Source organism: Comamonas testosteroni ATCC 11996 (assembly GCF_000241525.1).
GTDB lineage: Bacteria > Pseudomonadota > Gammaproteobacteria > Burkholderiales > Burkholderiaceae_C > Comamonas > Comamonas testosteroni.
Map to the genome: position 1 here is coordinate 47871 of NZ_AHIL01000038.1, position 19539 is coordinate 67409.

The window sequence follows — 19539 nt, forward strand, 5'->3', positions numbered from 1 at the left end:
CGATGCAACGAGCATGAACTGGCTCTGGAAACCTGAAACCCCCAATCCGCAGAAATGGCTGATCGTCGTTTTCATGGCGGTGATGATGGGCGCCCTCGCCCCCATTTTCTGGCGCAGCTTCATACCCGATGCGCATTGGCAGCTGCTCGCGCTGTATCTGGCGCTGGCACTTACGGCAGCCGCCGGCATCTGGCTGCTGCGACTCCATAGGCTGGGACTTTGGCAACCGGCAGGCCCCTGGCTCAGCTACGGCCCCATCAAGCGCTGGCTGATGGCCTTGCTATGCACCGCTTTCATGGCTTTCATGCTCTGGCTCAACCTGGCTGCCACCCTGCCCATGGCCTATACGGCGGTCCTGGGAAGCAATACCAGCATGCAGACCATTGCCGAGAAAAAACGGGGCTCGGGCCGCCATGCCTGCCGCCATCAGCTCAAGCTGTCCGAAGTCGACTACCTGTTTTTCGAGTTCTGCATTGATGAAGATGGCTACGACAGCCTGCCATCCGCCCCATTGCCCGCCTCGCTATCCATGCGCGAAAGCTACTTTGGCAGACTTGTGGACAGCATTCGCCTAGCGACTTCACAGCAAAAAGATGAGCATTAATCGCTGTGCCACAATAGAAAAACATCTTATTTACTGCTGAAAGCATCAGTAAATAAGCGCTTTCAGCTCCTTTTTTCTTCTCAAGCCGCCATGCAAATTCTTCTGCCACCACTGATGATGATTTCCGCAATGGGCTTTGTGCTCAGTGCAATCACACATTTGGCAGCACTTGCAGGGCAGATCAACGCGCTTGAAACACATCTGCCTCAAGATGCCCTGAAGATATTCACAAGCGTCATGACCACCGGGATTTTTGCCGTCTGGATGCCTGCGGCACTGATTGCTCAGCGCATCAACAACGGCAATCGCCTGCAGTTTTCCTGGAAGAAGGTGCTCGCAGGCTGCCCCACCTGGATGCGCAACACTGCCTACGCGGTCTTCATTTACGCTTTTGCCAACTTTTTTCTCGGCATTGCGGGCGGCATGACGGCGCAGCAACACGGCTTGCGCGTGTTCTCAGGCCACTGGATGATCTTCTACGGCATGGCGTTTTGCATCTTCTTCTCGAGCTGGAACCTGCCTTCCATGCTCAAGACACGCCGCTGCCCGGCCGGGCACGAAGTCGGTCATGGTGATAATTTCTGTCCGGTCTGCGGCTTGCCTGCAGCCCAGGACAGCCCGAATTCCTGATAGACCATAGCCCTGAACGCGCCGCCGGCGCGCAAAGCGGCGCATACTGGCGGCCGCATCATCGCCTCCACCTACCTCTTGCACCATGCCCACTCCTCACTCCCCCATCGGTATTTTTGATAGCGGCGTGGGTGGCCTCAGCGTGCTGCAGGCACTGCGCCACGAGCTGCCGCACGAGCAGTTTGTCTATCTGGCCGACAGCGGCAATGCCCCCTATGGCGACGCACGCGGCGATGCGTTTGTGCAGGAGCGCAGCCTGGCCATTGCGCAGTATCTGCTGGAGCAGCACGACATCAAGATTCTCGTGGTTGCCTGCAACACCGCCACCGCTGCAGCCGTGGAACTGTTGCGCGAGCGACTTCCGCAACTGCCCGTCATTGGCGTGGAACCAGCCATCAAACCGGCCTCTTTTTCCAGCCAGACCCATCATGTGGGAGTGATGGCCACGCGGGGCACCATCTACAGCCAGCGCGTGGCGCGCCTGGTGTCGGAGCATGGCCAGCGCGCCGAGTTTCACCTCCAAGCCTGCGACGGTCTGGCCAGGGCGATCGAGCAAAGCACCGAGCAGGCATTGCCCGAGGATGCAGGCGCCACGGAGATCAGAGCGCTGTGCGCAAAGTACACAAGCGCTTTGGGGAGTTTCGGCCTCAAGACAGGGCAGATGGATACGCTGGTGCTGGGCTGCACCCACTATGTGTTTGTCAAGGATGATTTGCGCGCCCTGCTGGGGCCCGATATCCAGTTCCTGGACACGGGAGCCCCCGTGGCACGCCAGACCCGGCGCATGCTGGAGCAGCGCAACCTGCTGGGAGCCGAGACCGATGGATCGCTGCAGCTGGCCCAGGCCGAGCAGATTCAGCTCATGACAACCGGTCGCCTGACGGCCATGCAAGCCGCGGCCCAGCGCTGGCTGGATCTGCCTGCCGCTTGCAGCCAGGCCGTCAACGTGTGCTCGCCAAGCGCCGTGGCCACACCCGCCTGAGCTGCGTCATCAGACCCAGAGCGGCTGGCCGCCCTGATCCAGATAGCTGAGGTAAAAGCGCACATCGAACTCCAACTGGTGGTAATCAGGCTCCATATGCGCACATAACTGATAGAAGGCCTTGTCGTGATCCATGATGCGGATATGCGCCAGCTCATGCACACAGATCATGCGCAAGAAGGCATCTGGCGCCTGCTTGAACATGGCTGCCACATGAATCTCGTGCCGCGCATTGAGCCGGCCTCCATGCGCAATCGCGCGCCGCGTATGCAGACCCAGGGCATTGCGCACCACATGAATCCTGCTGTCGTAGACCACCTTGTGCAACTGCCCTGCATTGCGCAGATACTGCGCCTTGAGCGCATCGACGTAGTCATAAAGCGCCCTGTCCGTGCGAACCGCATGGGCCTGCGGATATTTGCGCAGCAGCCAGTCGCCGGCCTTGCCCGCAAGGAGCCAGTCGCGCACCTGATTCTGCAGCGATGGCGTGTAGCCCGAGAGATAGGGCAATGCCAGCGGCACGGATGCATTCGCCCCTTTTTCGCCCATGCTGGCGCGCGCAGCCCTGTCCTTGCGCAGTTGCTCGGTCACGGCTCCTGAATACTTGGGTGTGGGAATGGGCTTCATGGCAAAAGACAAACCCTCCGTCGCAGTCCCGGGACTGCAGCACAGAGGGCTTTGAGGGCAAATGAGCGAAGAATCAATGCAGATGGCGCGGGCGGCGATTGCCGCCATGACCTGAGGCCGAACCGCCCGATCCGCCACGCGGCGGCTTGCCCAGCTCCAGCGAGCTGACCAGGGCTTCGAAGCGCTGCGAGAACAGCTTGTCGATCTCCTGCACCACGCCGCCGAGCTCTGCGCCGTCAAAGTGACGCTCCATCATGTTGATGACGTCCTGCACCAGCAGATCGCGCTGCACCTGCATGATGGCTGCGGGATTGGGACCGACAAACAGCATCAGGAAGTCATCGCGGCTCTGGGCCTCGGCAGGAGCTTCTTCCTCGTCGAACTCGGTGTCGTAGAAGGTCACTTCGATGGGCGAGCCCTGCTCGGCCAGCTCGTTGAGCCCCATGCACATATCGTCCAGGGCCTGACGGAAGTCATCGTCACCACGCACGGTCCAGCACATCTGCAGCAGATGTTCCTTGGCGTCGAACTGGATGCCGGGCTCTTCTTCATAGAGACTTCCCTCACCATCCGTCAATGAGCGCGCGCCGGCATAGGCCCACAAAGGACGCAATGCATCTTGCAGCTGCTCATACGTAACGTCAGCACGGAGCAGAACCTGTCCGTGGACATGAATTTCAAAAGCAGCGTTGTAACTAGACATCTTTTCTCTCTAGGAGTGCAGACCCCGTCAGCATGACAGAACTGCAAGCCATATTGCATCGAAGCCAGGACTATTCCAAGCGACTTGGCCAAGCCCTGACGCCCACAGCACTACGGCATCGCAGTGGATGAATTTTCCCACCTTCAGCAAGACTGCGGGCAGCAATGGCTACTCAAGTCACAAATAAAAAAGCCCGCTACACAAGATATAGCAGGCTTTTCAATTCTGGTGCCCCGAACCGGAATCGAACCGGTACGCTTCGTTAAAAGCGGCAGATTTTAAGTCTGCAGTGTCTACCAATTTCACCATCGGGGCCCACTTCACCACCGGCGCCGGGCGCCAGCGCGAAGTATTGCATCAGCCAGGCGACCAAAGCAATAAAAAAGGGAAGCTTTTGCTTCCCTTTTCAAAATCTGGAGCGGGAAAACGGGTTCGAACCGTCGACCTATACCTTGGCAAGGTATCGCTCTACCAACTGAGCTATTCCCGCATTTCTGAAAAGCTGTGCGCCTTACAGAGCAGATTTGAATTATAGCCACGATTTTCAGCCACTTTCCGAAAACCGCCAGACTTTTTCAGATAGTCCTGTTCAGGCCGGCTGTGAAACAGGTGCGAGCCTGCTCTTGACGATCTGCAACAGATCGCGCTTTTGCACCTTGTTGGAGGCATTGACGGGCAGGCCATCGAGTTGCAGCACAAAGCGCGGCACCTTGTAGTTGGCCATATTGGCGCGGCACCAGGCGATGAAGGCCTCCTGGTCCAGTGCCACGCCGTTGCGTGCCACCACGCAGGCACAGCCGACCTCGCCCATGCGCTCGTCGGCCACGCCGACCACAGCAACCTGCGCCACCTCGGGGTGGTTGGACAGCATGCGTTCGATTTCTGCAGGGTAGCAGTTGAAGCCGCCCACGATGAACATGTCCTTGAGGCGGTCGGTGATGCGCAGATAGCCGCGCTCGTCAAGCACGCCCACATCGCCGGTATGCAACCAGCCATCGGCATCAATGGTCTCGGCCGTGGCCTTTTCATCCTCGAAGTAGCCCTGCATGATGTGATAGCCACGCAGCAGCACCTCGCCGGCTTCGCCGGGAGCCACGGGCTGCCCTTGCTCGTTGACGCAGCGCACCTCGGTCCCGGGCAGGGCCTTGCCACAGGTATTGGCCACGGTTTCCACATTGTCGGAGGGCTCGCAGAGCGTGGCACAACCGCCGCACTCCGTCAGGCCGTAGGCCGTGGTGACATTCTGGATGCCCAGCTCTTCGCGCATGCGCTTGATGAGAATGGGGGGGACGGTGGAGGCACCAGTCACCGAGGACTTCAGCGAACTCAGATCGAAATCCTTGAGCCCCGGATGCGCCAGCATGGACAGGAACAAGGTGGGCGGCCCGGGCAGGAAGCTGATGCGGTCGCTCTCGATGCGCTGCAAGATGGCCTGCGCATCAAATACCTGCTCGGGATAGACGGTGGAGCCCTGCAGCAAGGCAGCCACCCAGCCTGCCTTGTAGCCGAAGGTGTGGAAGAACGGGTTGACGATCAGGTAGCGGCTGCCCTCGGTCAAACCCACCACCTCCGACCAGGCCTTGAAAGCCAGGATCGTCGGTCGGTGAGCGCACATCACGCCCTTGGGGCGGCCTGTAGTGCCGGAGGTGAACATCAAATCGGCCGTATCGTCAGGCTTGATCCCGGCTTCGCGCTGCTGCTGTGCTTCGGCAGTCGTGCCATCGGCCCTGGCCATGAACTGCGCCCAGCTCAGGTCTGCGCTGGGCAGTACCTTGTCACCGAGCACCACCACCTGCTGCAGCGTGGCAGGACGTAGACCCTGCAGCAGATCGGGGTAGTAGTTGTTCAGGAAGTCACCCACGGACACCAGCACCCTGGCACGGCTGCGCTCGAGAATATCTGCAGCCTCGGCGCCCTTCATGCGGGTGTTCAGGGGCACCAGCACGCCGCCGGCAGCATGCACACCGCAGGCGGCAACGATCCACTCGCTGAGATTCGGTGCCCACAGAGCCACACGGTCGCCAGCCTGCACACCCAGACTCATCAAGGCACGTGCGGCCAGGCGGCTAAGCTGCTGCAACTGGGCATAGCTGATGGACTTGCCGTTTTCGACAATCGCCGCGCGACCGGCAAAGCGGCTGACCACGTCAGCCAGCATGCCGGGCAAGGTCAGCGAAGATTCGGGCATCGCGTTCTGGTTGGGTTTCGACATAAGTTACTCCGGAAATTTGACGCGCAGCTTTTCACTGGTGGGCACGGATTGACAGGCAAGCGTCCACTTCTTGGACAGGTCCTTCGCATCCAGCACTTCGTTGTGGCGCAGATGCACGCTGCCGTCCTGCACCTGACACATGCAGGATGCGCACATGCCGGCCTGGCAGGAGTAGGGCACATTGATGCCGGCGCGCAGTCCGGCCTCCAGAATGGTCTCCGTGCCACTGCAGTTGAATTCGTATTCCTCGCCGTCCAGACGCAGCTGCACCAGGGCTTGCTCAACAGCGGCCTCCACGGGAGCAGTGGCCTCCTGCATCAGCTGCAGAGCCTCCTCGTCAGGCAGAGAGACAAAGCGCTCCACATGCACCTGCTCGGCAGGCATGCCAGCCTCGATCACCGCGGCCTGTGCGGCATCCATGAAGGGGCCCGGCCCGCAGATAAAGGCCTGGCCTGCATCAGCCACCCAGGGCGTGGCCCAGGCAGCTAGCTGCTTCTGCGAAGGCGCGCCTTGCACGGAGTCCAGCCAGTGAATGACCTGCAGGCGATCCGGATACTCAGCCGCCAGCTGCTGCAGGTCCTTCCTGAAGATGACCGAGCGCTCATCGCGGTTGGCATAGAACAGCACCACATTGCCCTGATGCTGCTTGAGGACAGCGCGCAAGATGGAGAACACCGGTGTAATTCCGCTGCCACCGGCCAGCAGCAAAAAGTTCTGAGACAGATTCCGGGGCGAGAACAGGCCCGAGGGAGGCATCAACTCGATGGAATCACCCACCTGAACCCTGTCGCAAACCCAGTTGGAACCTCGTCCCTTGTCGACGCGCTTGACGGTCACCCGCAAGGCATCGTCGAGCATCGGGGCACTGGACATGGAGTAGCAGCGAGGCACATAACGGCCCTCGATAGGCAGTCGCAGAGTCAGAAACTGGCCGGGACGATAGCTGAATTGCTCAGCCAGCGCCTCTGGCACCTCAAACACAATTGACTTGGTATCGTGCGTCTCGTCAATCACCGCGCGCACGCGCAGAGGGTGATACCGCGATGCGGCTGTTGTGGCTTCACTGCTCATTTCTTCTTACCCCTTACTCACTCACTCTTTTTGTGCGACCTTGCACTGGCGCCCCGGCACAAGACCGCCCCCCAATCCACGGGGTCAGGAACTGACGCTCTCCACAGCGCTTGCCCGCGGGCACACTTCCTGGGCAGCAAGGGACTCGCCCCCTTCCAGTGCAGCCGCCTTGCCCGCTCGGCGGCCCGAGAACACACAGTCGGCCAGAGACAAGCCGCTCACATAACGCGAGGAAGCCACACCAATGGCGGTGCGTCCCGCGGCATACAGCCCGGGAATGTCATAGCCGGCACCGTCAATCACTGCACCGTTGTCCTCGTTGACCTTGAGCCCGCCCAGGCTCAGGACGGCCAGCGGGAACATCTTCTGGCTGATGGAGATATCGATGGCAAACAGCGAGCCGCCCTGGAACTCATGGCGCATGTCCTGCGACTTGCCCAACGGGTCTTCGATCTCACCGCGTGCAGCGGCATTGGCGCGATCGAACTGGAGCTGCAGCACTGCTGCATCCATGCGAAGCTTTTTGGCCAGGTCTGCAACAGATTTGCCCTTGATCGCGACCTTGTACATCAGCGCCAGCGCGGGCATGGACTGGAAGCCCCACAAACCGCCAAACAGGCACTGCCAGGCAGCCTGCCTGCGCAGCTTGCTATCAATGATGAGCCAAGCCTTCCCCCCCTGCTTTTCCATCATCTCGTAGCCGAGCTTGGCGCCGTAGACCTGTTCATTGCAGAAACGCTCGCCTTTGGTGTTGACCACCAGACCCTTGGGCCAGACCGAGGGTGGCGTGATGAAACGCCAGGCCGAGATATTGTTCAGATCCTGAGCGATCCCTCCCACGGATTGCCCCAGTCGCAGACCAGAGCCATCGCAGCCCGCAGCACCGGTCAGCCAGCCGGGCTTGTAAGCCGGCGCATGCCGCTCCAGCAGCTCCGAATTGAAGATATAGCCGCCAGTGGACAGCACCACACCTTTGCGGGCACGGATGTAGCGCTTCTCGCCGATCTCGCTCTCGATCTGCGCAGCTTCGCGGCGGCCTGCCTGGGCACGTGGTGCCTGATACAGGCGCCACTTGGCCACCAGCTCGTCGAGCTTCTTGTGGCGCTCGGTGCGCGGATCGCCTTCAGGCAACACCATCACTTCCACGCCCAGCACGCGGCCGCTGTCCTTCTCGCGCACCAGGCGCTGGACGCGTGCCTGCGTCAATGTACGGGCGCCGTGCGCCAACGTGGACTTCTGCAACGCGGCAAAGAACGTCGCTCCCGACTGCCCCTTGGCCACCACGCGATGACCGCGCGGTGCAGGCTTGCTGGCCAGCTGGGGGTTGCCATAGGCCGGCACCACTTCGTTGCCCGAGTAGTACAGATACATGCCATCGGCCGGATAAGAGGTCTTGTACGCCGGCATGGTCGATGCAAAGGTAGCGCCCTGTTTTTCCAGCCAGTTGAGGTTGTTCACGCTGTCGCTGCTGAAGCGAGCCAGAGTCTCGTCACTGACCACACCATTGACCTCATGCTTGAGGTAGGCAGTCATGGCTTCGGGTGAATCCTCAAAGCCGGCTTCCTTCTGGTACCGGGTACCGCCACCGGCATAGACCACACCACCCGACAGCACACTGGCACCACCGCCGCTGAAGCGGTCGATCACCAGAACTTCGGCCCCCTGCTCGCGCGCCTCAATCGCTGCGCTGGCACCTGCCCCTCCCCAGCCGACCACCACCACATCGCTGGCATCGGACCACTGAACCTCATCGACCGACCCCACATCCAAGACTGCCCCCACAGGATTGATGGTGCTGACATGCTTTTTGAAATTGGACATCTCTGCGCCTCCTGGTCAAACCGTCTTGCCCAGCAGATGCGGGTTCTCGATGGGCAAGGGTTTACCTACCATGTCAGCCACGGCGCGAAAGGCAAAAGTCATGGCCGGACCGAGGGTGGAACCAGCGCCAGCGTAGGCCGGCCCCATGACGGAGGCGGAGTTGTTGCCCACACAGTACAGCCCCTCGATGATCCTGCCTTGCGTGTCGAGCACACGCCCCTCTCTATCGGTGAGCAGCCCCCCCTTGGTGCCGATCTCTCCGGGCCACAGGCGCATGGCGTAGAACGGACCTTTCTCGATGGGACCAAGGTTGGGATTCTTGAGACGCGGATCGCCGTAGTAGCGGTCAAACACATTGCCGCCCCGGTCAAAGTCCAGGTCCTTGCCAGCTCTGGCGTATTCGGTCATGCGACGCGCACTGTCCTGCAGGCCAGCGGCATCCACGCCGATCTGGCGCGCCAGATCTTCCAGCGTCTCGCCTTTCCAGTAGACATTGTTCAGCCAGCTCTTGCGCACCTTGCTGTCCGGCACGGCCGAGCCTGGCATCAGCGGCCCCATGGGGTTCTGCGCGCGGAAGCTGGCGTCGAACACAATCCATGCAGGCACGCCGCCATTGCCCTTGGCATGTTCGGCCAGCATGGCCTGCTGGAATTCCGGATAAGGGCCGGACTCGTTGAGGAAGCGCTGCCCCTTGCTGTTGACCACCATGCACCCCGGCAGTGAGCGCTCCACAAAAATGCCGCGAAAGGCCGGCTCCTTGGGAACATCCATGGTGGGCACGCCCCAGGACCAGTCCATCAGCGCCAGCTGCGCGCCCACGGCCTGACCGGCCCGGTGAGCATCACCGGTATTGCCTCCCACTGGAGTTGCCGTCCACTCTGCCTTGGTGGGCTTGTTGAGATACTGCTCACGCATCTCCTGATTGCGCTCAAAACCACCAGCCCCCAACAACACGCCACGTCTGGCGTTGATCTGCTGGCACCGACCATTTCTTTCAACGATGACACCCGTCACACGGCCCGATGCGTCCTGCACCAGCTCCTTGAGCGGGGAGTTGCGCCACATCTCGACACCGACCTTGTTGGCAGCAGTCAGCAGGCCTGCCACCAGCGCCTGGCCGCCCGTCATGCGACGATCGCGCCTGGTCTTGTTACGCCAGGGGTAGTCCAGAAAATACTTGAGCATGATGCCCAGGATGGTGAAGCGCGACTTGAGCTCGCGCGAGAGCATGGAATGCGCCTCGAAGGCGCTGATGCTCATGCGGCCGAACAACTGATTGCCGGGAGGGCCGGGGCGCATGGTTTCCAGCGCCTCCAGGCCCAGCCTGGCAGCGTTGAAGTCAACCGGATCCATGGTGCGGCCGCCGGGCCTGGAGCCTTCGATATGGGGGTAGTAATCCGCATACTTGGCCATGGCGCGATAAGGAATGCCGATCTGGCGCAGGTACTCGGCCATCTTGCTGGCGGTTTCCACATAGGCCAGCACGCGGTCGTCCGTCGCCATGCCGCGCACACAGCGCTTCATATAGCCAAATGCGGTTTCCAGATCGTCTTTGATGCCGGCGGTCTTCTGATCGTAATTCAGCGGAATCCAGATGCCGCCGCCCGACAGGGCCGAAGTGCCGCCGAACAGCTCGGTCTTCTCCACCACCAGAGTCTTGAGGCCCTGCTCCTGCGCGCGAATGGCGCCCAACATGGCACCTGCCCCCGACCCCACGACGATCAGGTCATATTCTTGTTCTGCCATACCTTGTCTCCGTCAATCTTTTGTTTTATGGATGGACTGTCGCAAATACACGCTGGCGGCAGCCTCCTTTGTGAGAGCGCTGCCGCAGCTTGGCCTGAATTCAATCAGACAAAGGGTTCCTGGTTGGGAATGCCCAGCACATGCGAGCCATAGGCGCGCACGTAGGCATCCGTGTTGTTCGCAATGTGGGTGCGACCCTGATGGATGTCGCGGAAGATGCGCTCGATGGGATTGTTCTTGAAAGTGCCGCTGGCTGCGCAGGCACGCATCAGCTCATTGGCATGAAAGCCCGTCAGCTTGGGAACGTATGACGCCTGAGCACGCTGCAGCAGACGCTCTTCCAGCGTCAGCTGAATACCAGTCTTGGCCGCATCCACAATGCGTGCGTAATTGCGGAACAGCACCATCTTGAGCTGGTCCAGCGCAATCGTGGCTTCGGTCACGGCCGTCTGGGCGTTCACGTCCTCGGCCATCCTGTTGCCATGCTTTCCAACGTGCGCCGTCGCGCGCTCGGTGAACGATGCGATGGCGCTTTCCAGCGCGCCCAGACAGGCGGTGGACACCGCACGCTGGAACACATGGGTAAAGGGGATGCGGAACAGCCAGCTGGTGTTCTCCGTGCGGCCGGGGCAGCCCACATCGCTGTGGTCGTTGGTGTACTGGATGCGATGTGCGGGGACAAACGCGTTCTCCACCACGATGTCATGACTGCCTGTGCCGCGCAGGCCCAGCACATCCCAGTTGTCCTCAATGCGGTAGTCCGCCTTGGGCACCAGAAAAGTCACATGCTCCAGGCCAGGCGTGCCATCACGCTTGGGCAGCAGACCGCCGAGAAACAGCCAGTCGCAATGCTTGGAGCCGGTGGAAAAGCTCCAGCGGCCGTTGAACCTGAATCCGCCTTCCACGGGCTCGGCCTTGCCAGTAGGCATATAGGTCGATGCGATGCGCACGCCGTTATCCTTGCCCCACACATCTTGCTGGGCCTGGTCGGGGAAAAGCGCCAGCTGCCAGGGGTGAACGCCGACCACCCCGTAAATCCAGGCCGTGGACATGCAACCCTTGGCCAGCTCCATCTGCACGCTGTAGAACACACGAGGATCCATTTCATAGCCACCCCAGCGCTTGGGCTGCAGCACGCGAAACAGACCCGCCTCAGCCATCTCCTGAACGGTTTCATCGCTGATCTTTCCTTCGCGATCCGCCTGCTGTGCGCGTGCCGCCAGCTTGGGCGCCAGGGCCTTGGCACGCTCGATCACTGCCAGCGCATCAGGGGTGAGGTAGTTATCTGTCATTGTGTTCATTCAGGTCTCCAGTTGCCGCTCCACCGGACGGCTTGTGGTGTGGTGGGCAAGGCTTTTTCGCCTATGACAGAAATGCTCTCACCATGCAATTTTCCGCTCATCGTCCGATCAGACTAACGATGGAGCAGGCGTTTCCGGTCTTCTGCAAAGCCTGATCCTGCACAGCAAAAACACTGAACCTAGGACAAACACCAAGCCCTGTTTTGCGCCGCTAGTCCATGTGAAGGATTCATAAAAGCCCTGTTCGCAGCACTCTTGCACCAAGGAGACATTCACCCCATGCAAAGCACTGCAGCAACCTTCGACCCCAAAGACTTCCGCCGCGCCCTGGGCATGTTTGGCACCGGGGTCACCATCGTCACAACCCGTGCCGAGAATGGCGAGCCTGTAGGAATCACCGCCAACAGCTTCAACTCGGTTTCGCTGGAGCCCCCCATGGTTTTGTGGAGCCTGGCCAAGAACGCCCGCAGCCTGCCTGTGTTCCAGAACGCTGACACCTGGAATGTGCACATCCTCTCCAACGAACAAGAAGCCCTGTCGAACCGCTTTGCCCGTGCTGGCGAAGACAAGTTCTCCGGCCTGCAGCTGGACTCCGAGGCAGCCCATGCCCCCTTGCTGCAGGACTGCAGCGCGCGCTTCAGGTGCAAGACGGCGTTCCAGTACGACGGCGGCGACCACATCATCTTTGTGGGCGAGGTGACCGACTACGACGCCAACCCGCACCCCCCCCTGCTCTACGTGACTGGCGGTTACGCCCTGGCTTCACGCAAGGCCAACGCCGTGGCCAGCGAACCTGCCGCAGACACCAATACCGCCTACTCGGAAAACCTGATCGGATATTTGATGGGCCGCGCGCACTTTCAATTCCTGAGCGGCTTGCGCAAGCCCATGGCGGCTTACGGCATGACCGATGCCGATTTTTACGTGCTCTCGTTGCTGAGCATCCAGCAGCCTCAGTCGCCTGCCGAAATTGCCTCTCACATGGCCTACACCGGCACCGACATCGGAGCCGTGGCCCTGCAGTCGCTGATCAGCAAAGGCTGGGTGGAGGAAAGCCGCGAGCGCGCCGAGTCGCTGCAGCTCACGCCCCTGGGCAACGAAGCCATCTTGCATGTGCTGGCCGCAGCCAAGGCCGTGGAAACCGATTTGATAGCGAGCCTTGGCGAGATGGAAGCAGCCACGCTGCGCAATCTGCTCAAAAAGGCGATCGCCGCCACCGACCCCGGCCTGCCCAAGCTCTGGCAAGCCAGGGCTTGATAAACCCCGTCATCCAGGATTTCTCACCCGAAGGCCGGAGACAGCCTTCGTCTATCCACTCCAAGCATAAAGAACAGAGATGAACATTTTTTCCATCCCAGAAGGCAAATATGTGGACATCGGCAACGTGGCCGGCCATCCCCAGCGCGTGCACTACCACGAACAGGGATCGGGTGACCCGGTAATCTTCCTGCACGGAGCTGGCACCGGTGCCAGCGGCTACAGCAACTTCAAGGGCAACTACCCCGAGTTTGCGACTGCGGGTTTCCGCTCCATCGTTCCCGACCTGCTCGGTTACGGCCTCTCGTCCAAGACCGAGGAGCCCAGGCAGTACGACATGGACTTCTTCATCGCCGGCGTCAAGGGACTGGTGGATCAGCTGGGTCTGAAGAACATCACCCTGCTGGGCAACTCGCTGGGCGGTGCCGTGGCTCTGGGCTATGCGCTCAAGTACCCGGAAGACGTCAAGAGCCTGATCCTCATGGCACCCGGTGGGGTGGAAGAGTTCGAAGCCTATATGGCCATGCCCGGCATTGCCAATATGTTCAATGTCTACAAGTCGGGCAAGACGGGCCCAGAAGCCATGCGCGCCGTCATGAGCATGCAGGTGGTGGATCAGTCACTGCTGACCGACGAGATCATCAATGAGCGTGCGCCCATTGCTCTGACCCAGACCGAAGCCTCGCGCCAGCGTCTGTACATCCCCAATATGACAGAGCAACTGCCCGATCTGAAGTGCAATGTGCTGGGCTTCTGGGGCATGCAGGACGCCTTCAACCCCGTGGGCGGTGCCGACAAGCTGGCCAAGGGCATCAAGAACTGCCGCGTGGTGCTGGTCAACCAGTGCGGCCACTGGGTGCAGGTCGAACATCGAGAGATGTTCAACCGTACCTGCATCGACTTCATGAAGAACGGTTGAAGCCACCGCGAGCGACAAATATGAGTGACAAGCAATTCATCGAACAGCAAGGCCAGCGCCTGTATGACGCGCTGCGCACCGCCAGAACACTGGCACCGCTGACCGACAGCCACCCCGAAATGACGGTGGAAGACGCCTATCACATCTCCCTGCACATGCTGCGCCTGCGCGAAGCATCGGGCGAACGTGTGATCGGCAAGAAGATCGGCGTGACCTCCAAGCCCGTGCAGGACATGCTGAACGTGCACCAGCCCGACTTCGGCTTTCTGACCGACAGCATGGAATACGAGGACGGTGCAGCCGTCTCGCTCAAGGCATCCGGCCTGATCCAGCCCCGCGCCGAGGGCGAGATCGCCTTCATGCTCAAGAAGGATCTGCAAGGCCCAGGGGTCACCAAGGAAGACGTGCTGGCAGCCACCGAGTGGGTAGCGCCCTGCTTCGAGATCGTCGATTCGCGCATCAACGACTGGAAGATCAAGATCCAGGATACCGTGGCCGACAACGCGTCCTGCGGCGTCTTTGTCATCGGCAAGCAGCACACCGATCCTGCGTCCTTAGATCTGGCCGCCGCCGCCATGCAGATGCACAAGAACGGGCAGCCCGCAGGCTCGGGCCTTGGCAGTGCCGTGCAAGGTCACCCCGCCGAAGCCGTGGCCTGGCTGGCCAACACGCTTGGCGCTTTTGGCATTCCCTTCAAGGCCGGCGAGGTGATTCTTTCTGGCTCCCTCGCCCCCCTGGTGCCCGCCGCTGCAGGTGACCGCTTCGAGATGGTCATTGAGGGCATGGGCAGCTGTTCCATTCAATTCACGGAGTAAGACACCATGACGCAAAAGAAAATCAAGTGCGCACTGATCGGGCCCGGCAATATCGGCACCGATCTGCTCATGAAACTGCAGCGCTCCCCCCTGCTGGAGCCTGTGTGGATGGTCGGTATCGACCCCGAATCCGATGGTTTGAAGCGTGCCCGCGAGATGGGTATCAAGACCACGGCCGACGGTGTGGACGGCCTGCTGCCCTTTGTCAAGGAGGACGGCATCCAGATTGCCTTTGACGCCACCAGCGCCTATGTCCACGCCGAAAACAGCCGCAAGCTCAACGAGCTGGGCGTGCTGATGATCGACCTGACGCCCGCTGCCATCGGCCCCTATTGCGTTCCCAGCGTGAATCTGGCCGAGAAGGTTGCAGAAAAGGCCATGAACGTGAACATGGTCACCTGCGGCGGCCAGGCCACCATCCCCATGGTGGCGGCCGTCTCGCGTGTGCAGGCCGTGAGCTACGGCGAAATCGTGGCCACGGTATCGAGCCGCTCGGTCGGCCCCGGCACGCGCAAGAACATTGACGAGTTCACGCGCACCACCTCCGGCGCGGTCGAGAAAATTGGCGGCGCCCAAAAAGGCAAGGCCATCATCGTCATCAACCCCGCCGAGCCGCCGCTGATCATGCGCGACACCATCCACTGCCTGACCGTAGATGCGCCAAAGAAGGAAGAGATCGAGGCCTCGGTGCAGGACATGATCAAGGAAGTGCAGAAATACGTGCCCGGCTACAAGCTGGTAAACGGCCCCGTGATCGACGGCAACCGCGTCTCCATCTATATGGAGGTTGAAGGCCTGGGCGACTACCTGCCCAAGTACGCCGGCAATCTGGACATCATGACCGCCGCCGCTGCGCGCACGGCCGAGATGTTTGCCGAAGAAATCCTCGCCGGCCGCTTCGAGCTGGCTGACGCCGCAGTTGCCGCCTGACAATAGGAGAAACACATGTCCCTCAAAGGCAAGAAAATCACCGTTCACGACATGACGCTGCGTGACGGCATGCACCCCAAGCGCCACCAGATGACGCTCGCGCAGATGAAGTCCGTGGCCACGGGACTGGACGCCGCCGGCGTGCCCCTGATTGAAGTGACCCACGGCGACGGCCTGGGCGGCAGCTCGGTCAACTATGGCTTCCCCGCGCACACCGACGAGGAATACCTGTCCACCGTCATCCCCCTGATGAAGCAGGCCAAGGTCTCGGCCCTGCTGCTGCCCGGCATCGGCACCGTCGATCACCTGAAGATGGCCCATGAGCTGGGCGTGTCCACCATCCGCGTGGCCACCCATTGCACCGAGGCCGATGTCTCCGAGCAGCACATCGCCATGGCCCGCAAGATGGGCATGGACACCGTGGGCTTTTTGATGATGGCCCATATGAACAGCGCAGAAGGCCTGGTCAAGCAAGCCAAGCTTATGGAAAGCTACGGCGCCAACTGCATCTACATCACCGACTCAGCCGGCTATATGCTGCCCGATGACGTGAAGGAACGCCTCGCCGCCGTGCGCCAGGCCCTCAGTCCCGAGACCGAACTGGGCTTTCACGGCCACCACAACCTGGCCATGGGTATCGCCAACTCGCTGGCCGCCATCGAAGTCGGAGCCAACCGCATTGATGCCGCTGCCGCAGGTCTGGGCGCCGGTGCCGGCAACACACCCATGGAGGTGCTGGTCGCCGTGTGTGCGCGCATGGGCATTGAAACCGGCGTGGACGTGTTCAAGATCCAGGACGTGGCCGAAGATCTGGTCGTACCGCTGATGGACTTTCCCATCCGCATCGACCGCGACGCGCTGACCCTGGGCTATGCAGGCGTCTACGGCAGCTTCCTGCTGTTTGCCAAGCGTGCCGAAGCCAAGTATGGCATCCCCGCGCGCGAGCTGCTGCTGGAGCTGGGCCGCCGCGGCATGGTGGGCGGCCAGGAGGACATGATCGAGGACACGGCACTGACCATGGTGCGCGAACGCCAGCAGCAGGCTGTGGCGGCCTGATACGTCTGATTTCAGGCTCTCTTTGCCACTTTGATCGGGTTCAGCAGCTGCTTGGGGCGGCCGTTGAACCCTTTTTTTACGGCATCGACCTGAGCATCAGGCCTCTATCCATCCAGGCTGTCACCCCTGGCAGCAGCTGGGTCCAGGCCAGCCAGCCCGTGCCACAAGGCACACCTTTTTTAGAAGCGATAGCGCGCCACCACCTGGGCAGAGCGCGGTGCGCCCAGCAGATTGAGGTTGGGCACGCTGCCATGACCGGCCACGATGTAGCGACGATTCAGCAGATTGTTGAGCTTGAGCTGCACATCCCAGGGGCCCATGCGGTAGTAGGCCATGGCATCCACCGTGGTGTAGCCTGGCAAAGTCACGGTATTGCCGGGATTGGCAAACCGGGCGCCGACATAGTTCAGCCCCCCGCCCAGGCCGAAGCCGTGGCCCAGTGCCTTGGTCACCCAGAAGTTGGCGCTTTGCCTGGGCGTCAGCGTGGGGCGTTTGCCCTGCACCGGCTGGCCGGAGTCGACGGCAGGCGATGTGGTCATCTCACCATCGAGGAATGCATAGCCGGCCCAGACCTGCCAGCTCGGTGCAATCTCTCCGGCAAACGTCAGCTCCAGCCCGTTGGTGCGCTGCACGCCCAGAGGCACGACGGTGTTGGTTGTGGGGTCGACGCTCTTGATATTGGTGCGCTCGAGCTTGAAAAGCGATGCCGTGACCGACGCCTTGCCGTCCGGCAGATCCCATTTGACGCCGACTTCCTGACTGGTAGTTTTCTCCGGCGCCAGCTGTGCATTGTTGGCTGCCAATGCAAAGGTTTCGCCCGACGGCTGGAAGGACTTGCTCCAAGAAGCATAGTAAGACCAGGCAGATGATGGCTGATAGACCAGCCCGACGCGCGGGCTCCAGGCGGTGTCCGTGCGGCCCAGATCCGGCTTGCCTGGCTGGCGCTCATGCGTTTCCTGCTGGAAGCGGTCGTAACGCACACCAGCCAGAGCCTTCCATTGAGAGTTGATGCTGACCAGATCCTGCAGATACAGGCTGGCCACCTTGAAGACGCTGTGGTTGTCGGCCGCAGGTTTGCCGTTGATGCGCAGCGGCAAAGTCGGCAGCACCGGATTGAACAGCGAGACCGTCGCCACATTGGCCTGGTTGTATGACAGCAGGTCCTTGCTCTGGCGACCGAATTCGAAGCCGTACAGCAGCTGATGCTTCATCCCCGCCAGCTCAAGCTTCTGGGTCAGTTCGGTCTGGTTGAAAAAGCCGCTCTCATCACGCTGGACATTGCCCCGGGTCAGCGATGCGGTCAGGGCCTTTTCGTTGACCGAGCCCACGAGCGTGTTGTTTCTATCCAGCGAGTAATCGTAGAAGCGCAAGGCATTGCGCAGCGACAAGCTATCGCTGATACGGTGATTCAGCGTCGCACCCAGCGATGCGACCTCGGCACGGCTGACATCCACATCCCTGGCATTGGCCGCGCCGTAGTAGGTGCCGGGCGACACATTGACAGGTCGGCCCTGGTACGCGGGGATACCGAAGTCCGTCAGGCGGCTGTCCTTCAGATAGTCGGCCTGCAGCAGCACGCTGGTGTCCGAGCTGGGCTTGATCAGCACCGATGCCGCAAGCGCCTTGCGATCGAGAAACTGCTGGTCGCGGTAACTGTCGGCTCGCTCGACGGCGCCAGTCAGGCGATAGGAGACCACACTGTCCTGAGGCGCGCGCGCCAGGTCGAACTCACCGCGGCGCTGGTTCCAGCGCCCCAGAGTCAAGCCCACTTCGCTGAGATTGACGCCGGGCTTCTTGGTGATGCGATTGATCAGGCCGCCAGACGAGCCGCGTCCGTACAGCACCGATGCAGGGCCCTTGAGCACTTCGATCTGCTCGATATTGGACAGATCGCGGAAGTACAGTGCGTCATCGCGCAGGCCGTCCACGAACTGGTCGGCAATCGCAGAGAAGCCGCGAATGGTGACCTGGTCGCGCTGACCGTCACCATGAGAAAATCCCACGCCGGGCACGGCCTTGAGAGCATCCTGCATGGATTGCGCGACCTGATCGCGCAGCAGGCTCTGAGGCACCACATTCACGGTTTGAGGAATATCACGCAACGGGGCCTCGATCTTGGTGGCGCTCGTTGCCGTGGGTGGGTTGTAGCCGGAATCGGGCTGACGATCGCTGCGAACCTGTACTTCGTCCAGCACCACCTCTGAAGCTTGCTGCGCCCACGCCGCGCCGGAAAAAGCCAGCCCCAATGCCGCTGCCAGCGGCGAATACCTCAATGCCATGAATGCCTCGTTATACGGAGTTGTAATTCGGCTTGGCGGGTATCGTCCGAAGCAGGGACTACGGCATCAATTGGCTACAACCTGTGTGCTGTGCAAAAGCGTGCGCATCATAATCAAGAATCAGTCTCATTTACCTGTACTTTACAGTACAGAAATCACCCAGAGATCAAAGTCGGCTAGGCAGGATGCCGCAGGATTCGAGGTCTGCCGGACTCAAACTCAATAGCCCGATGCAAAAACCGCGCTCCAGGAAATCTGGGCACTGGCCAGCACGATGCCGGCGGGCAGCTTGAGCGCAGAGTCCGCCTGCGCAGCCACCGCGGCACTCTGTGGCAGATTCATGGCGGGCAGGTATAGCGCCAGCGCCGCAGCGGCCAGCGACACTGCGCGAAGTGCATTCATCCAGCGAAAAGAGGTTTTCATGCTTGTCTCCTGTGCAGGCTCTATGGCCTTTGTGGTTTGCAGTATGGCCAGCACGGAAAACGCAACATCGTCCGTTTTGATGAGCAGGTATTTACTTAGGTGGCAACCCCAGACCGATAACCCGTTGGTGCCATCGCACAGCTTGGGCTACTGGCAAGCACAA

17 protein-coding genes and 2 tRNA genes are annotated in these 19539 nt (G+C 60.9%); 8 read left to right on the forward strand and 11 right to left on the reverse strand.

Going from position 1 to position 19539, the window contains the following annotated elements; genetic code table 11:
- The first annotated feature begins 13 nt into the window (after positions 1-13).
- The 3 genes from CTATCC11996_RS16500 to murI all read left to right on the forward strand — a co-directional run bounded on the left by CTATCC11996_RS16500 (position 14) and on the right by murI (position 2216).
- A complete protein-coding gene (locus tag CTATCC11996_RS16500) occupies positions 14-604 on the forward strand; it encodes a hypothetical protein (protein ID WP_003078220.1) in 591 nt (196 codons plus the stop codon).
- A 237-nt stretch (positions 605-841) separates the two neighbouring features.
- Entirely contained in the window at positions 842-1234 is a 393-nt protein-coding gene (locus tag CTATCC11996_RS16505; protein WP_236597870.1) for a hypothetical protein, read from the forward strand.
- An 85-nt stretch (positions 1235-1319) separates the two neighbouring features.
- Positions 1320-2216 carry a glutamate racemase gene (murI, locus tag CTATCC11996_RS16510; RefSeq protein ID WP_003078222.1) on the forward strand — a complete coding sequence of 299 codons (897 nt, stop codon included), beginning with the start codon at positions 1320-1322 and terminating at the stop codon, positions 2214-2216.
- Between the two features lie 9 nt (positions 2217-2225).
- On the opposite strand, the gene CTATCC11996_RS16515 is transcribed toward murI, so the two are convergent.
- From CTATCC11996_RS16515 to CTATCC11996_RS16555, 9 genes are all read right to left on the reverse strand, one after another.
- The gene (locus tag CTATCC11996_RS16515; protein WP_003078224.1) at positions 2226-2843 is read right to left on the reverse strand and encodes a M48 metallopeptidase family protein; all 618 of its coding nucleotides are present in this window, start codon (positions 2841-2843) and stop codon (positions 2226-2228) included.
- A gap of 73 nt (positions 2844-2916) precedes the next feature.
- The gene (locus CTATCC11996_RS16520; RefSeq protein ID WP_003078226.1) at positions 2917-3546 is read right to left on the reverse strand and encodes a DUF6806 family protein; all 630 of its coding nucleotides are present in this window, start codon (positions 3544-3546) and stop codon (positions 2917-2919) included.
- A 226-nt stretch (positions 3547-3772) separates the two neighbouring features.
- Positions 3773-3861: transfer RNA gene (locus tag CTATCC11996_RS16525), tRNA-Leu, on the reverse strand.
- Positions 3862-3960: 99 nt separating this feature from the next.
- Positions 3961-4036 (reverse strand) — tRNA-Gly (locus CTATCC11996_RS16530).
- Positions 4037-4135: 99 nt separating this feature from the next.
- A complete protein-coding gene (locus tag CTATCC11996_RS16535) occupies positions 4136-5758 on the reverse strand; it encodes a FadD3 family acyl-CoA ligase (protein ID WP_003078228.1) in 1623 nt (540 codons plus the stop codon).
- Between the two features lie 3 nt (positions 5759-5761).
- On the reverse strand, positions 5762-6829 hold the full coding sequence (locus CTATCC11996_RS16540; protein ID WP_003078230.1) for a ferredoxin--NADP reductase: 1068 nt from the start codon (positions 6827-6829) through the stop codon (positions 5762-5764).
- A gap of 84 nt (positions 6830-6913) precedes the next feature.
- Positions 6914-8650: an FAD-binding protein gene (locus tag CTATCC11996_RS16545; RefSeq protein ID WP_003078232.1), complete on the reverse strand. Its 1737-nt coding sequence runs from the start codon at positions 8648-8650 to the stop codon at positions 6914-6916.
- 15 nt (positions 8651-8665) lie between these two features.
- Positions 8666-10396 (reverse strand): FAD-dependent oxidoreductase, encoded by a 1731-nt coding sequence (locus CTATCC11996_RS16550; RefSeq protein WP_003078235.1) that lies wholly within the window; start codon positions 10394-10396, stop codon positions 8666-8668.
- Between the two features lie 104 nt (positions 10397-10500).
- Positions 10501-11688 carry an acyl-CoA dehydrogenase family protein gene (locus tag CTATCC11996_RS16555; RefSeq protein WP_003071339.1) on the reverse strand — a complete coding sequence of 396 codons (1188 nt, stop codon included), beginning with the start codon at positions 11686-11688 and terminating at the stop codon, positions 10501-10503.
- A gap of 288 nt (positions 11689-11976) precedes the next feature.
- Between CTATCC11996_RS16555 and CTATCC11996_RS16560 the strand changes: the two genes are divergently transcribed.
- The 5 genes from CTATCC11996_RS16560 (at position 11977) to tesG (ending at position 16674) form a co-directional block, all read left to right on the forward strand.
- Positions 11977-12954 carry a flavin reductase gene (locus CTATCC11996_RS16560; protein ID WP_003078237.1) on the forward strand — a complete coding sequence of 326 codons (978 nt, stop codon included), beginning with the start codon at positions 11977-11979 and terminating at the stop codon, positions 12952-12954.
- Positions 12955-13033: 79 nt separating this feature from the next.
- The gene (locus CTATCC11996_RS16565; RefSeq protein ID WP_003078239.1) at positions 13034-13873 is read left to right on the forward strand and encodes an alpha/beta fold hydrolase; all 840 of its coding nucleotides are present in this window, start codon (positions 13034-13036) and stop codon (positions 13871-13873) included.
- A gap of 20 nt (positions 13874-13893) precedes the next feature.
- Complete coding sequence (tesE, locus tag CTATCC11996_RS16570) at positions 13894-14688, forward strand: 2-hydroxyhexa-2,4-dienoate hydratase TesE (protein WP_003078242.1); 795 nt, start codon at positions 13894-13896, stop codon at positions 14686-14688.
- Positions 14689-14694: 6 nt separating this feature from the next.
- Positions 14695-15618, forward strand: coding sequence for an acetaldehyde dehydrogenase TesF (gene tesF / locus CTATCC11996_RS16575; RefSeq protein ID WP_003078244.1), 924 nt, complete (start codon positions 14695-14697; stop codon positions 15616-15618).
- Positions 15619-15633: 15 nt separating this feature from the next.
- Positions 15634-16674, forward strand: coding sequence for a 4-hydroxy-2-oxovalerate aldolase TesG (tesG, locus tag CTATCC11996_RS16580; protein ID WP_003078246.1), 1041 nt, complete (start codon positions 15634-15636; stop codon positions 16672-16674).
- A 179-nt stretch (positions 16675-16853) separates the two neighbouring features.
- Here the strand turns inward: tesG and CTATCC11996_RS16585 are convergent, their stop codons facing one another.
- Together CTATCC11996_RS16585 and CTATCC11996_RS16590 are read right to left on the reverse strand one after the other, a co-directional pair.
- A complete protein-coding gene (locus tag CTATCC11996_RS16585) occupies positions 16854-18953 on the reverse strand; it encodes a TonB-dependent receptor (protein ID WP_003078248.1) in 2100 nt (699 codons plus the stop codon).
- 219 nt (positions 18954-19172) lie between these two features.
- Entirely contained in the window at positions 19173-19376 is a 204-nt protein-coding gene (locus tag CTATCC11996_RS16590) for a hypothetical protein (protein ID WP_003078250.1), read from the reverse strand.
- Positions 19377-19539 lie beyond the last annotated feature (163 nt).